Source organism: Variovorax sp. Varisp85, from assembly GCF_047304045.1.
Lineage (GTDB): Bacteria > Pseudomonadota > Gammaproteobacteria > Burkholderiales > Burkholderiaceae_C > Variovorax.
Genome location: NZ_JBGLYN010000080.1, coordinates 1 through 12,864, shown reverse-complemented (window position 1 = coordinate 12,864; position 12,864 = coordinate 1). Strand labels below are relative to the sequence as shown.

The following is a 12,864-nucleotide window of genomic DNA, read 5'->3' as shown; positions in this document are numbered from 1 at the left end:
GGAGACTGGGGCCTCAAGCCAGCGCGACGAGCACGCGGCCTTCCTGCACGCGCACGGCATGCGCGCGCACCGAGTGCTCGGGCGCTTCCAGGCATTCGCCGCTGCGCAGGTCGAAGTGGTTCTTGTAGAGCGGCGAAGCCACGACGATGCGCTCGCCCAGGCTGCCGACCAGCCCGCGCGACAGCACGCTGGCCCCCGCTTTCGGGTCGATGTTGTCGATGGCGAACAGCGCCTGCTCATGGCCGACGCTGAAGATCGCGACATGCACGCCGTCGACCAGCGCGCACACGCCGGTGTCGGGCAGGATGTCGGTGGCTGCGCACACCGGGGTCCACTGGAGCTTGTCTTGGGTCATGGGATTTCCTTGGGTGTTCTTCAGGCCATCGAGACGTCGGAGGCGGCTTCGCCGCGCTCTTCCACGCGGGCGGGGCGGATCTGGCCGCGCTCCTGCACGAAAACGATGTGCTCGTCCGGCTTCTCGCTGTTGACGAAGGAGCGGAAGCGCTGGCGCGTGACGGGGTCGTTCACCGCGGTCTTCCATTCGCACTGGTAGGTGTCGACCACGCGCTGCATCTGTGTTTCCAGCTCGTCGCCGAGGCCCAGCGTGTCCTGCAGCAGCACATCCTTGAGGTAGTCGAGGCCGCCCTCGAGGTTCTCGCGCCACGTGCTGGTGCGCTGCAGGCGGTCGGCCGTGCGCACGTAGAACATCAGGAAGCGGTCGATCAGCCGGATCAGCTCGGCCTTGGTGAGGTCGCTCGCGAGCAGTTCGGCATGGCGCGGCTTCATGCCGCCGTTGCCGCACACGTAGAGGTTCCAGCCCTTGTCGGTCGCGATGATGCCGACGTCCTTGCCCTGCGCTTCCGCGCATTCGCGGGTGCAGCCCGACACGCCGAACTTGATCTTGTGCGGCGCGCGCAGGCCCTTGTAGCGGTTCTCCAGTTCCACGGCCAGGCCGACGCTGTCGTCTACGCCGTAGCGGCACCAGGTGGAGCCGACGCAGCTCTTCACCGTGCGCAGCGACTTGCCGTAGGCATGGCCCGATTCGAAGCCGGCCGCGATCAATTCTTCCCAGATGGCGGGCAGCTGCTCGACGCGCGCACCGAACATGTCCACGCGCGCACCGCCTGTGATCTTGGTGTACAGGCCGTACTTCTTCGCCACCTGGCCCACCGCGATCAGCCCGTCGGGCGTGACCTCGCCGCCCGGCATGCGCGGCACCACCGAGTAGGTGCCATCCTTCTGGATGTTGCCGAGGAAGTAGTCGTTGCTGTCCTGCAGGCTGGCCAGGTCCTTCTTCAGCACGAACTCGTTCCAGCACGAAGCGAAGATGCTCGCGGCCGTCGGCTTGCAGATGTCGCAGCCCAGGCCCTTGCCGTGCTTTGCCAGCAGGTCGGCGAAGCTGCGGATCTCGCCCACGCGGATCAGGTGGTACAGCTCCTGGCGCGAGTAGGGGAAGTGCTCGCACAGGTGGTTGTTGACCGCCATGCCGCGCTTGGACATCTCCATCTTCATCACCTGCGTGACCAGCGGCACGCAGCCGCCGCAGGTGGCGCCGGCCTTGGTGCAGGCCTTCAGCTCGGCGACGGTGCACACGCCCTCGCCCACGGCCTCGCAGATCCGGCCCTTGGTGACGCTGTTGCACGAGCAGATCTGCGCGGTGTCGGGCAGCGCATCGACGCCCAGGCCCGGCTTGGCCTTGCCGTCGCTCGACGGCAGGATCAGGAATTCAGGGTCGGCGGGCAGCGCGATGCCGTTGAGCGCCATCTGCAGCAGCGTGCCGTACTCGGCGGCATCGCCGACCAGCACCGCGCCCAGCAGCTGCTTGCCGTCCTCGCTGACGACGATCTTCTTGTAGATCTGCTTGCGCTCGTCGACGTACTGGTAGGCGCGCGACTTCGGCGTCTTGCCGTGCGCGTCGCCGATGCTTGCAACGTCCACGCCCATCAGCTTGAGCTTGGTGCTCATGTCGGCACCGGTGAAGGCGGCGTCGTCCTGGCCGGCGATGTGCCTGGCGGCCACGCGGGCCATGTCGTAGCCCGGTGCGACGAGGCCGAAGGTCTGCTCGTTCCACGACGCGCATTCGCCGATCGCGTAGATGTTGCGGTCGCTGGTGCGGCAGTGGCTGTCGACCGCCACGCCGCCGCGCGGGCCGACGGCCAGCACGCTCTGGCGCGCCAGTTCGTCGCGCGGACGGATGCCGGCGGAGAACACGATCATGTCGGTTTCCAGGTGCGTGCCGTCGGCGAACACCATGCGGTGGCGGGCGGTCGCGCCGTCGGTGATCTCCACCGTGTTACGGCCGGTGTGCACGTGCAGGCCCATTGCCTCGATGCTGTTGCGCAGGGCGCGGCCGCCGCCTTCGTCGACCTGCACGGCCATCAGGCGCGGTGCGAACTCCACGACGTGGGTTTCGAGGCCCATGTCGCGCAGCGCCTTGGCGCATTCCAGGCCCAGCAGGCCGCCGCCGACGACCACGCCGCTCTTCGAGCGGGCGCCGCAGGCCTTCATGGCCTCGAGGTCCTCGATGGTGCGGTAGACGAAGCAATTCGGGCGGTCGCGGCCGGGCACGGCGGGCACGAAGGGGAAGGAGCCCGTCGCAAGCACCAGCTTGTCGTAGTGCACCACTTCGCCGTCGGCCGTGGTGACGGTGTTGTTGCGCCGCTCGATGGCTGCCGCCCGCGCGGCCAGGCGCAGCGTGAAGCCGCTGCGCTCGAAGAAGCCCGGCTCGACGAGCGACAGGTCTTCCGCCGTCTTGCCGGCGAAGAACTCGGACAGGTGAACCCGGTCGTACGCCGGGCGGGGCTCCTCGCACAGCACGGTGACTTGCGCGTTCGCGACGCCGAGCTCGTGGAGTTGCTCGAGGAACTTGTGGCCGACCATGCCGTGGCCGATGACTGCGATCTTCATTGGGGGTCCTGCACGCAGCCGGCCCTTGGAGGTGCAGCGCCGCGCTGTCGTGGCAGACAGCGGCAGCAGAGCCCCGCGACGGAACGGATGCGAAATTGGGTTGGAGCAGACGAGCTCGCGGCTTGTCGGCCGCCGGCTCGCTTGAACCCCGCCGTCGTTAGCGGAGGCACTGTGAACCGAGGGATAAGCAATATCCATGCCCGATCGTGCGGGTGCCGCGGCCGCCCTGACCGGCCGGTTGCGCACCGAAACCGCCCCGGGCCCGGCACCGGACGCACGGGCGTCGTGCGCCGTGGCGCCGCGACGCTCTTCGCATTGGTGCACCCCGGGCGGCGGCGCAGGCTTTTCCGTATGCTCTGGGGCCTCGATGAACCCAGAACCTGCTGAACCTGCCATGTGCGGCTCCGAACTCCATTCCCTTCCCGACGGTGTCCAGCGCGTCTCGCGCGTGCTCCAGGACGCCGGCCATCCGCATGCCCCGCGCATGCTCGACGACGCCTGCCGCACCGCGCAGCAGGCGGCCGACGCGCTCGGCATCTCGGTCGGCCAGATCGCCAAGAGCATCATCTTCCGCCGCAAGAGCGATGAGGCGGCGGTGCTGGTCATTACCTCGGGCGACAGGCGCGTCGACGAGAAGAAGGTCGATGCGCTGGTCGGCAAGACCGGCCGCGCCGACGCCGACTTCGTGAAGGCGCGCACCGGCTTCACCATCGGCGGCGTGTCGCCGGTCGGGCACGTGACCAAGCCCGTGGTGCTGATCGACCGCGAGCTGTTCCGCTTCGAGGAGATCTGGGCGGCCGCGGGCCATCCGCATGCGGTGTTCCAGCTGCGCCCGCACGACCTCGAGAAGCTCACCGGCGCGCCGGTGGCGGACGTGGTGTGAACTTCGACGAGGCCGAGACCTTGGCCGAGCGCGCCGTGGCCGTGCAGGCCATGGCCGACGACGTGCCCTCGCCGTGCTCTTCCGTGTGCCGCATGGACCGCCTGAGCGGCTTCTGCGAAGGGTGTTTGCGCACCATCCCGGAGATCGCTGGCTGGAGCCGGATGGAGGACGAAACGCGACGCCACGTGTGGCGCGCGATAGAGTTGCGGGCGCGGGCCGGCATCTGGCGCGCTTCAGGAGACAACGCCGCATGAAGCACATCGACTTCTATCTCGACTTCATCTCGCCCTACGCGCACCTCGCGTTCGAGCACCTGCCGGAGGCGCTCGAAGGCCTGAGCTGCAGCGTGGCCTACAAGCCCGTGCTGCTGGGGGCGCTGCTCAAGCAGCACGGCCAGCTCGGGCCGGCGGAGATTCCGTCGAAGCGCAGCTGGACCTACCGCCACGTGCTCTGGCTGGGCCACACGAACGGCATCCGGATCGAGATGCCCGCCTCGCACCCTTACAACCCGCTGCCTCACCTGCGGCTGGCAGTGTCGACGAGTGACGACGGCAGCATCAGCCGCTTCGTGGCCGAGACCATCTTCCGCCATGTGTGGCGCGGCGGCGAAGACGCGGGCGACGCCGCGCGCCTCGCCGCGCTCACCGCGCAGCTGGCGCCGAAGCGCGACGCGAACAGCGACGAGAGCAAGGCCCTCCTCAAGCGCAACACCGACGAGGCCCTGCAGCTCGGCGTGTTCGGCACGCCCGCCTATGTGGTCGACGGCCGCCTGTTCTGGGGCTTCGACGGCCTGCAGATGCTGCGCGCCTACCTGTCGGGCGACGCGTGGTTCGACGGCCCGCAATGGACCTCGGCGGACCAGCGCCCGTCCCTGCTGCGCAGCAGCAAAAACTGAGTGACCCCCGGATTTCTTACAACCTGAAACGCGCCCCGCGGGTTTCACCTTAAACCGTAAGCACCGGTTCAGTTTCGCGCAAGGCTCGGGTCAGTCGCGCCTCCAAGAATGCCTCACGGTCCCGAAACAGTCGGGCGCCGCATGAACGCACACACACAGGAGACGACGCAATGGCAGCCACACTAGATTCACGGGGAGTGCCGCATCCGGCCCCCCGGCCCATGTCCTCGGAGGAGAAGAAGGTCATCTTCGCCTCCTCGCTCGGCACCGTGTTCGAGTGGTACGACTTCTATCTCTACGGTTCGCTCGCCGCGATCATCGCGAAGCAGTTCTTCAGCGGCCTCGATGCGGGCGCCGCCTTCATCTTCGCGCTGCTGGCGTTCGCCGCGGGCTTCCTGGTGCGTCCGTTCGGTGCCATCGTGTTCGGCCGCCTGGGCGACATGATCGGGCGCAAGTACACCTTCCTGGTGACGATCCTGATCATGGGCCTGTCGACCTTCATCGTCGGCCTGCTGCCCAGCTACGCGACCATCGGCGTCGCTGCGCCGGTGATCCTGATCGCGCTGCGCATGCTGCAGGGCCTCGCGCTCGGCGGCGAGTACGGCGGCGCCGCCACCTACGTGGCCGAGCACTCGCCGCACGGCAAGCGCGGCGCCTACACCTCGTGGATCCAGACCACCGCCACGCTCGGCCTGTTCCTGAGCCTGCTGGTGATCCTGGGCGTTCGCGAAGGCATGGGCGAAGCGGTGTTCAACGACTGGGGCTGGCGCATTCCGTTCCTGGTGTCGATCCTGCTGCTCGGCGTGTCGGTGTGGATCCGGCTCTCGCTGTCCGAGTCGCCGGCCTTCCAGAAGATGAAGGCCGAGGGCAAGACCTCGAAGGCGCCGCTGTCCGAATCCTTCGGCCAGTGGAAGAACCTCAAGATCGTGATCCTGGCGCTGGTCGGCCTCACGGCAGGCCAGGCCGTGGTCTGGTATTCGGGCCAGTTCTATGCGCTGTTCTTCCTGACGGCACAGCTCAAGGTGGATGCGACCACGGCCAACCTGATGATCGCCGCCGCGCTGCTGATCGGCACGCCGTTCTTCGTGGTCTTCGGAACGCTGTCCGACAAGATCGGCCGCAAGCCGATCATCATGGCCGGCTGCCTGCTGGCCGTGGTCACCTACTTCCCGGTCTTCAAGATGCTGACCGAAGCCGCCAACCCCGACCTGGCCCGTGCACAGGCCACGGCCGGCGTCACGGTGACGGCCGACCCTGCGACCTGCTCGTTCCAGGGCAACCCGGTGGCCCGCGAGATCGACTTCAGGAGCTCGTGCGACATCGCCAAGCGCTACCTGGTGCAGAACTCGGTGAGCTATGAAAACGTGGCCGGCGCGCCGGGCTCGAAGGCCGTCGTGAAGATCGGCGACAAGTCGGTCGAGGCGCCCGTCGGCAACGTCGTGAACTCCAAGTTCGACGAGGGCTCCGCCAAGGAAATCGCCGCCTTCAAGAAGAGCGTGGCCGAAGACCTGAAGGTCGCGGGCTACCCGGCCAAGGCCGACCCCGCGAAGATGAACAAGGTACTGACGGTGCTGCTGCTGTTCTGGCTGGTGCTGCTGGTGACCATGGTCTACGGCCCGATCGCCGCGATGCTGGTGGAACTCTTCCCCACGCGCATCCGCTACACCTCGATGAGCCTGCCGTACCACATCGGCAACGGCTGGTTCGGCGGCCTGCTGCCGACCACCGCCTTCGCCATCGTGGCCTCCACCGGCAACATGTACAACGGCCTCTGGTATCCGATCATCATCGCCGGCGTCACGCTGGTGGTGGGCACGCTCTTCATCCGCGAAACGAAGAACGTGGACATCTACGCCAACGACTGATCGCTGCTCGCGCAGAGGAGGGCGCCATATCCGCCCTCCGTTCAACAAAGAGGCTTCATGCCAACCGCATGAAGCCTTTTTCTTGAGCCCTTTGAATCAACCTCGTCAGGAGACAGCACCCATGTGGAAACTCGCCGTCGGCTTCATCGTCTTTGCCGCCATCGCTCTGTTCGTGATTTCCAAGGCCGGCGACAAGGTCGACATGTCGGGCGAGAAGCATGGCGCCGACGCAGCGCACGAAACGGCGCCCGCCGCCGCGCCGAAGTAGGAAGGCGCCGCGCGGCGGTCAGCGCTTGAACTTGCCGTCGCTGATGATCGACAGGTCCGCGAAATCGATGCCGCTGTGGTCCTGCGGCGAGTAGCTCACCTCGAGCCCGCCGCCCAGGTCGTAGCCCCGCAGGCTGTCGAGCGCCGCCACGATCTTTGCGCGTGTGGGCTTGGGGCCCGCGCGGCGCAGCGCCTCCACCAGCACCTTGGCCGAGGCGAAGCCTTCGAGCGTGGCCGGCGACAGTTCGGCCTGGCCCTTGGCCTGCGCGAGGGCCAGGGCTTCCTTCACCATCGGCTGGCCGAGCGAGCGCTCGTTCGGGAACACCTGCGTCACGATCACGCCGCGGCTCGCGTCGCCCAGCTGCTTGATGAAGCCCGACGAAGCGTTGTTCGACAGGGTGACCACCTGCGCCGCGGAGCCCGCGGCGCGCAGCGCCTTGATGCCGTCCACCACGGCGACGCCCGAGCCGATCCACACCACGGCCTGTGCATCGGCATCCTTGATGGCCGGCACGATGGTCTTGTAGTCGGGCTTCTCGCGGTCGGCCGGAATGGTCACGACCGGCTTGGCCTTGCCCTTGGTGAAGCCGGTCATCGCGCCCTCGAGCGCGTCCGCGCCGAACGAGTCGGTCACATGCACCACCGCGATGCGCGTGAGGCCGATGGTCAGCAGGTGCTGCACCGCCTTCTCGGCCTCGCGCTGGTAGGTGGCGCGCACGTTGAACACGTGCTTCTGCAGCGGCTTGTGCAGCACCATCGCGCCCGTCGAGGGGCCGATGAGCGCCACGTCGTACTTGTCGAGCCACGGGATGATGGCCTGCGAGTGCGGCGTGCCGCGGCTCATGAAGAGCGCCAGCACCTTCTTGTCCTCGATCAGCACGCGGGCGTTCTCGCTGGCGCGCTTGACGTCGAAAGCGTCGTCCATGCGGATCATCTCGATCTTCTCGCCGTGGATGCCACCCTGGGCATTGGCCGCATCGATCACCAGCTGGGCGCCGCCGATGGTCTCGTTCACGCCCGCGGCCACCGAGCCGGTCATGCCGGCGGTCTGTCCGATCAGGATCTGCGCCGGAGCGCCGGCCGCCGACAGTGCCAGCAGCGCGGCGGCACACAGCGTGCGCGTCATCTTCTTCATGGAAATTTCTCCTCTCGACAAGCTCGGAAGCAATCGAAAACAAATGTGCTATTTGTTTCTAAAAGTGTCTTCAACTCCATCCGGACAAACCCCTGCGAAGCCACCGACCTTGTGAAGTACTGCACGAACCCGTCATGGGCCACTCCCTAGAATGTTTGCCCCACCCCCCAAGGCACTCATGACACAGGGCTCCATCCGGATTCGCGGCGCGCGCCAGCACAACCTCCAGAACCTCGACCTCGACATCCGCACAGGCGAGATGACCGTGGTCACCGGGCCCAGCGGCTCGGGCAAGTCGAGCCTCGTTTTCGACACCCTCTATGCCGAAGGCCAGCGGCGCTACGTGGAGACCTTCTCCGCCTACGCGCGCCAGTTCCTGGACCGCATGGACAAGCCGGCCGTCGACAAGGTGGAGGGCGTGCCGCCCGCCATCGCCATCGACCAGACCAACCCGGTGCGCTCCTCGCGCTCCACGGTCGGCACCATGACCGAGCTGAACGACCACCTGAAGCTGCTGTTCGCGCGCGCGGCCGACCTGTTCGACCGCGAGACCGCGCTGCCGGTGCGCCACGACTCGCCCGACAGCATCTACGCGCAGATCGTCGAGCGCGCGGCGGCTGCGGGCGATCCGCGCCTCGTGGTCACCTTTCCGGTCGAGCTGCCAGCGAGCACCACGGCCGAGGAAGTGACGCAGTGGCTGTCGGCCAGCGGCTTCACGCGCGTGCAGGCCGAGCGCGAGGTGGCCACGCCCACCGGTCCGCGCAAGGTGCTCGACGTGGTGGCCGACCGCTTCCGTGCATCGGGCGCCGAGCGGGCGCGCGTGGTCGAGGCGATCGAGGTGGCGCTCAAGCGCGGCAGCGGGCGCGTCACCGTGCATGCGACCGGCGCCGAGGAAAACGCGCCGACGGACGTGTGGAAGTTCTCCACCGGCCTGCACTGCCCCGAGAGCGACATCCGCTACGCCGACCCGATCCCGTCGATGTTTTCGTTCAACTCGGCCGTGGGCGCCTGCGAGACCTGCCGCGGCTTCGGCCGCGTGATCGGCGTCGACCTGGGCCTGGTGATCCCGAACGACAAGCTCACGCTGCGAGCCGGCGCCATCAAGACCATCCAGACGCCCGCCTGGAAGGAAGCGCAGGACGACCTCATGCGCCATGCCGAAACCGCCGGCATCCCGCGCGACACCCCCTGGAACAAGCTCACCGACGAGCAGAAGCACTGGGTGATCGAAGGCACGCCCAACTACAAGGAAGGCAACTGGAACAAGCAGTGGTACGGCGTGCGGCGCTTCTTCGGCTACCTGGAGAGCAAGGCCTACAAGATGCACATCCGCGTGCTCTTGTCCAAATACCGCAGCTACACGCCGTGCCCCACCTGCAGCGGCGCGCGCCTGAAGCTCGACAGCCTGCTGTGGCGCATCGGCAGCAAGGAAGACGCCGACGCCGTGCTGCCGCCCGAAAAGCGCTTCATGCCCACGGGCGCCAAGTGGACGCGCGCGCAGCTCGAAGCCCTGCCGGGCCTGTGCCTGCACGACCTGATGCTGCTGCCTATCGAGCGGCTGCGCAGGCTCTTCGACCGCGTCGAGCACCACGGCAACGGCCACACGGTGAGCGAAGGCGAAACGCAGGCGCTGAAGCTGCTGTTCGAAGAAATCACCACGCGCCTGCGCTACCTGCACGACGTCGGCATCGGCTACCTCACGCTCGACCGCCAGAGCCGCACGCTGAGCGGCGGCGAAGTGCAGCGCATCAACCTCACGACGGCGCTCGGCACCTCGCTGGTCAACACGCTGTTCGTGCTCGACGAGCCCAGCATCGGCCTGCACCCGCGCGACATGAATCGCATCACCGAGGCCATGCTGCGCCTGCGCGACGCGGGCAACACGCTGGTGGTGGTCGAGCACGACCCGGCCGTGATGCTCGCCGCCGACCGCGTGATCGACATGGGCCCGGGCCCCGGCGCGCGCGGCGGGCAGATCGTGTTCGACGGCACCACCGACCAGCTGCGCGACGCCGACACGCTCACCGGCCAGTACCTGGGCGGGCGCAAGAAGATCGGCATGGGCTTCAAGCGGCTCGTGAGCGAGAACACGCACCGGCTCATCCTCGAAGGCGTGCGCGAGCACAACCTGAAGAACGTCACGGTCGAGTTCCCGCTCGCGCGGCTGGTGTGCGTCACCGGCGTCAGCGGCTCGGGCAAGTCGACGCTGATCCAGGACGTGCTGGCGCCTGCGCTGATGCGTCACTTCGGCAAGGCCACGGAAACGCCCGGCGCGCACGACCGCATGCTCGACGCCGATCACCTCGGCGACGTGGTCTTCGTCGACCAGTCGCCGATCGGCAAGACCGCGCGCTCCAACCCCGCGAGCTACGTAGGCGCATGGGACGCGATCCGCGAGATCTTCGCCACCGCAGCGCTCTCGCGCCAGCGCGGCTACACCGCGAGCAAGTTCAGCTTCAACTCCGGCGACGGGCGCTGCCCGACCTGCGGCGGCTCGGGCTTCGAGCACGTCGAGATGCAGTTTCTGTCCGACGTCTACCTGCGCTGCCCCGACTGCGACGGCAAGCGCTACCGGCCCGAAATTCTCGAAGTGCGCGTGGAGCGAAAGGGCAGGAGCTACAACGTGGCCGACGTGCTCGACCTCACCGTGGCCGAGGCGGCGGCGGTGTTCGAGGCCGACCGCGACGTGCTGCGCGTGCTGCAGCCGATCTCCGACGTGGGGCTCGACTACGTCAAGCTCGGCCAGCCGGTGCCCACGCTCTCCGGCGGCGAGGCCCAGCGCCTGAAGCTCGCGGGCTTCCTCGCCGAAGCGGCGAAGAGTGCGACCGCCAGCAAGCAATCGATCGCGCGCCGGGGCACGCTGTTCCTGTTCGACGAGCCGACCACCGGCCTGCACTTCGACGACATCGCGCGCCTGATGCGCGCGCTGCGCAAGCTGCTCGACGCCGGCCATTCGCTGATCGTGATCGAGCACAACCTCGACGTGATCCGCGCCAGCGACTGGTGCATCGACCTCGGCCCCGAAGGCGGCGAGGGCGGCGGCATGGTGGTGGCCGAGGGCACGCCCGAGCAGTTGCGCGAGAACCGCGCCTCGCTCACCGGCGCGGCGCTGGCCGACTACGACCTGGCGATCGGCCCCGAGGCCTACAAGGTGGCCGAGCGCGCCGCGCGGCGCTACATTGCCAATGCGAAGACGGCGCCCGGCGGCCATGCGATCGAGATCGTCAATGCGCGCGAGCACAACCTCAAGAACCTCAGCGTGAACATTCCGCGCGGCAAGTTCAGCGTGGTGACGGGCGTGAGCGGCTCGGGCAAGTCGACGCTGGCCTTCGACATCCTGTTCAACGAAGGGCAGCGACGGTATCTCGAATCGCTCAACGCCTATGCGCGCAGCATCGTGCAGCCGGCCGGCCGGCCCGAGGTGGACGCGGTGTACGGCATTCCGCCGACCGTGGCCATCGAGCAGCGCCTGTCGCGCGGCGGCCGCAAGAGCACGGTGGGCACCACCACCGAGGTTTGGCACTTCCTGCGCCTGCTGTACGTGAAGCTGGGCATCCAGCACTGCATCCACGACGGCGCCGCCGTGCAGCCGCAGACGCCCGACAGCATCGCCGCGCAGCTGATGCGCAATTTCAAGGGCCAGCACATCGGCCTGCTCGCGCCGCTGGTGAGCAACCGCAAGGGCGTGTACACCGAGCTGGCCGACTGGGCGCGCCCGCGCGGCTTCACGCACCTGCGCGTGGACGGCGACTTCCTGCCGACCACCGGCTTCCCGCGCATCGACCGCTTCAAGGAGCACAGCATCGAGCTGCCGGTGGCCAGCCTCGACGTGCTGCCCGCGAAGGAAACCGAGCTGCGCGAGGCGCTTGCCAAGGCGCTCGAACACGGCAAGGGCGTGGTGCATGTGCTGAGCGAGCTCGACGGGCTCAAGGCCGCGATGATGGCCGGCGTGTCGGCCTCGGGCATCGGCCGTGTGAACGTGTTCTCCACGCTGCGCGCTTGCCCCGTGTGCAGCACCAGCTACGCCGAGCTCGACCCGCGCCTGTTCAGCTACAACAGCAAGCATGGCTGGTGCCCCGACTGCGTGGGCACGGGCGTGAAGCTCAGCAAGGACCAGCGCAAGGTCTTCGACGATTCCATCCGCGATGACGACAACAAGGGCCGCGAGCAGACCTTCGCCGAGCCCGAGGTGGAAGACCTGGCCGACACCGCCTGTCCGACATGTGAGGGCACGCGTCTGAACGCCACGGCGCGCGCCGTGAGCTTCGGCGCATCGCCGGCGGATGGCCTGAGCGGCATCGGCATCACCGAGCTCGCGCGCATGAGCGTGACCGAGGTGCGGCAGTGGTTCGAAGGGCTGGCGCTCGCGGGCCGCGAAGCCGAGATCGCGCGCGACCTCGTGCCCGAGATCAGGAGCCGTCTGGAGTTTCTGGAAGAGGTGGGCCTGGGCTATCTCACGCTCGACCGCGGCGCGCCCACGCTCTCGGGCGGCGAGGCGCAGCGCATCCGCCTGGCGGCGCAGCTGGGCAGCAACCTGCAGGGCGTGTGCTACGTGCTGGACGAGCCGACCATCGGCCTGCACGCGCGCGACAACCAGATCCTGCTCGACGCGCTGCACAAACTCGGCGACAAGGGCAACACGCTGGTGGTGGTGGAGCACGACGAGGACACCATCCGCCGCGCCGACCACATCATCGACATCGGCCCGAGCGCGGGCAAGCGCGGCGGCCGGCTCGTGGCCGAGGGCTCGGTGGCCGACATCCAGAAGGCCGGCGAATCGCAGACCGGGCGCTACCTGCGCGATGCGATCAAGCATCCCTTGCACGCACGGCGGCTTGTTCCTCTCCCTCCCCTTCCGGGGGAGGGCCGGGGAGGGGGCACGACGGCCTCCAACAAGGCCTCTGGCCGTGCA

At 68.0% G+C, this 12,864-nt stretch carries 9 protein-coding genes; 6 read left to right on the top strand and 3 right to left on the bottom strand.

The genetic code is table 11. From position 1 onward, the window contains the following. Positions 1-13: 13 nt before the first annotated feature. Complete coding sequence (nirD, locus tag ACCC97_RS24800; protein ID WP_007827864.1) at positions 14-355, bottom strand: nitrite reductase small subunit NirD; 342 nt, start codon at positions 353-355, stop codon at positions 14-16. A 20-nt stretch (positions 356-375) separates the two neighbouring features. Continuing rightward, positions 376-2,907, bottom strand: coding sequence for a nitrite reductase large subunit NirB (nirB, locus tag ACCC97_RS24795; protein WP_413335597.1), 2,532 nt, complete (start codon positions 2,905-2,907; stop codon positions 376-378). A 394-nt stretch (positions 2,908-3,301) separates the two neighbouring features. Between nirB and ACCC97_RS24790 the strand changes: the two genes are divergently transcribed. The 5 genes from ACCC97_RS24790 to ACCC97_RS24770 all read left to right on the top strand — a co-directional run bounded on the left by ACCC97_RS24790 (position 3,302) and on the right by ACCC97_RS24770 (position 6,818). Beyond that, positions 3,302-3,790: a YbaK/EbsC family protein gene (locus ACCC97_RS24790; RefSeq protein WP_007827866.1), complete on the top strand. Its 489-nt coding sequence runs from the start codon at positions 3,302-3,304 to the stop codon at positions 3,788-3,790. Further along, positions 3,787-4,044, top strand: a complete 258-nt coding sequence (locus ACCC97_RS24785; RefSeq protein ID WP_007827867.1) for a DUF1289 domain-containing protein — start codon at positions 3,787-3,789, stop codon at positions 4,042-4,044. Before ACCC97_RS24790 ends, ACCC97_RS24785 begins: the two co-directional genes overlap by 4 nt. Then, positions 4,041-4,685: a 2-hydroxychromene-2-carboxylate isomerase gene (locus ACCC97_RS24780; RefSeq protein WP_007827868.1), complete on the top strand. Its 645-nt coding sequence runs from the start codon at positions 4,041-4,043 to the stop codon at positions 4,683-4,685. The genes ACCC97_RS24785 and ACCC97_RS24780 overlap by 4 nt, the downstream gene beginning before the upstream one ends. A 170-nt stretch (positions 4,686-4,855) precedes the next feature. After that, positions 4,856-6,550 carry an MFS transporter gene (locus ACCC97_RS24775; protein WP_007827871.1) on the top strand — a complete coding sequence of 565 codons (1,695 nt, stop codon included), beginning with the start codon at positions 4,856-4,858 and terminating at the stop codon, positions 6,548-6,550. A gap of 121 nt (positions 6,551-6,671) precedes the next feature. Beyond that, positions 6,672-6,818 (top strand): hypothetical protein, encoded by a 147-nt coding sequence (locus ACCC97_RS24770; protein WP_007827873.1) that lies wholly within the window; start codon positions 6,672-6,674, stop codon positions 6,816-6,818. Positions 6,819-6,836: 18 nt separating this feature from the next. Here ACCC97_RS24770 and ACCC97_RS24765 read toward each other — a convergent pair whose 3' ends face one another. Then, the gene (locus ACCC97_RS24765; protein WP_413335594.1) at positions 6,837-7,952 is read right to left on the bottom strand and encodes an ABC transporter substrate-binding protein; all 1,116 of its coding nucleotides are present in this window, start codon (positions 7,950-7,952) and stop codon (positions 6,837-6,839) included. A 178-nt stretch (positions 7,953-8,130) separates the two neighbouring features. On the opposite strand from ACCC97_RS24765, the gene uvrA reads away from it, so the two are divergent. Beyond that, on the top strand, positions 8,131-12,864 hold a 4,734-nt coding region (uvrA, locus tag ACCC97_RS24760), incomplete at its 3' end, for an excinuclease ABC subunit UvrA (RefSeq protein ID WP_413335592.1).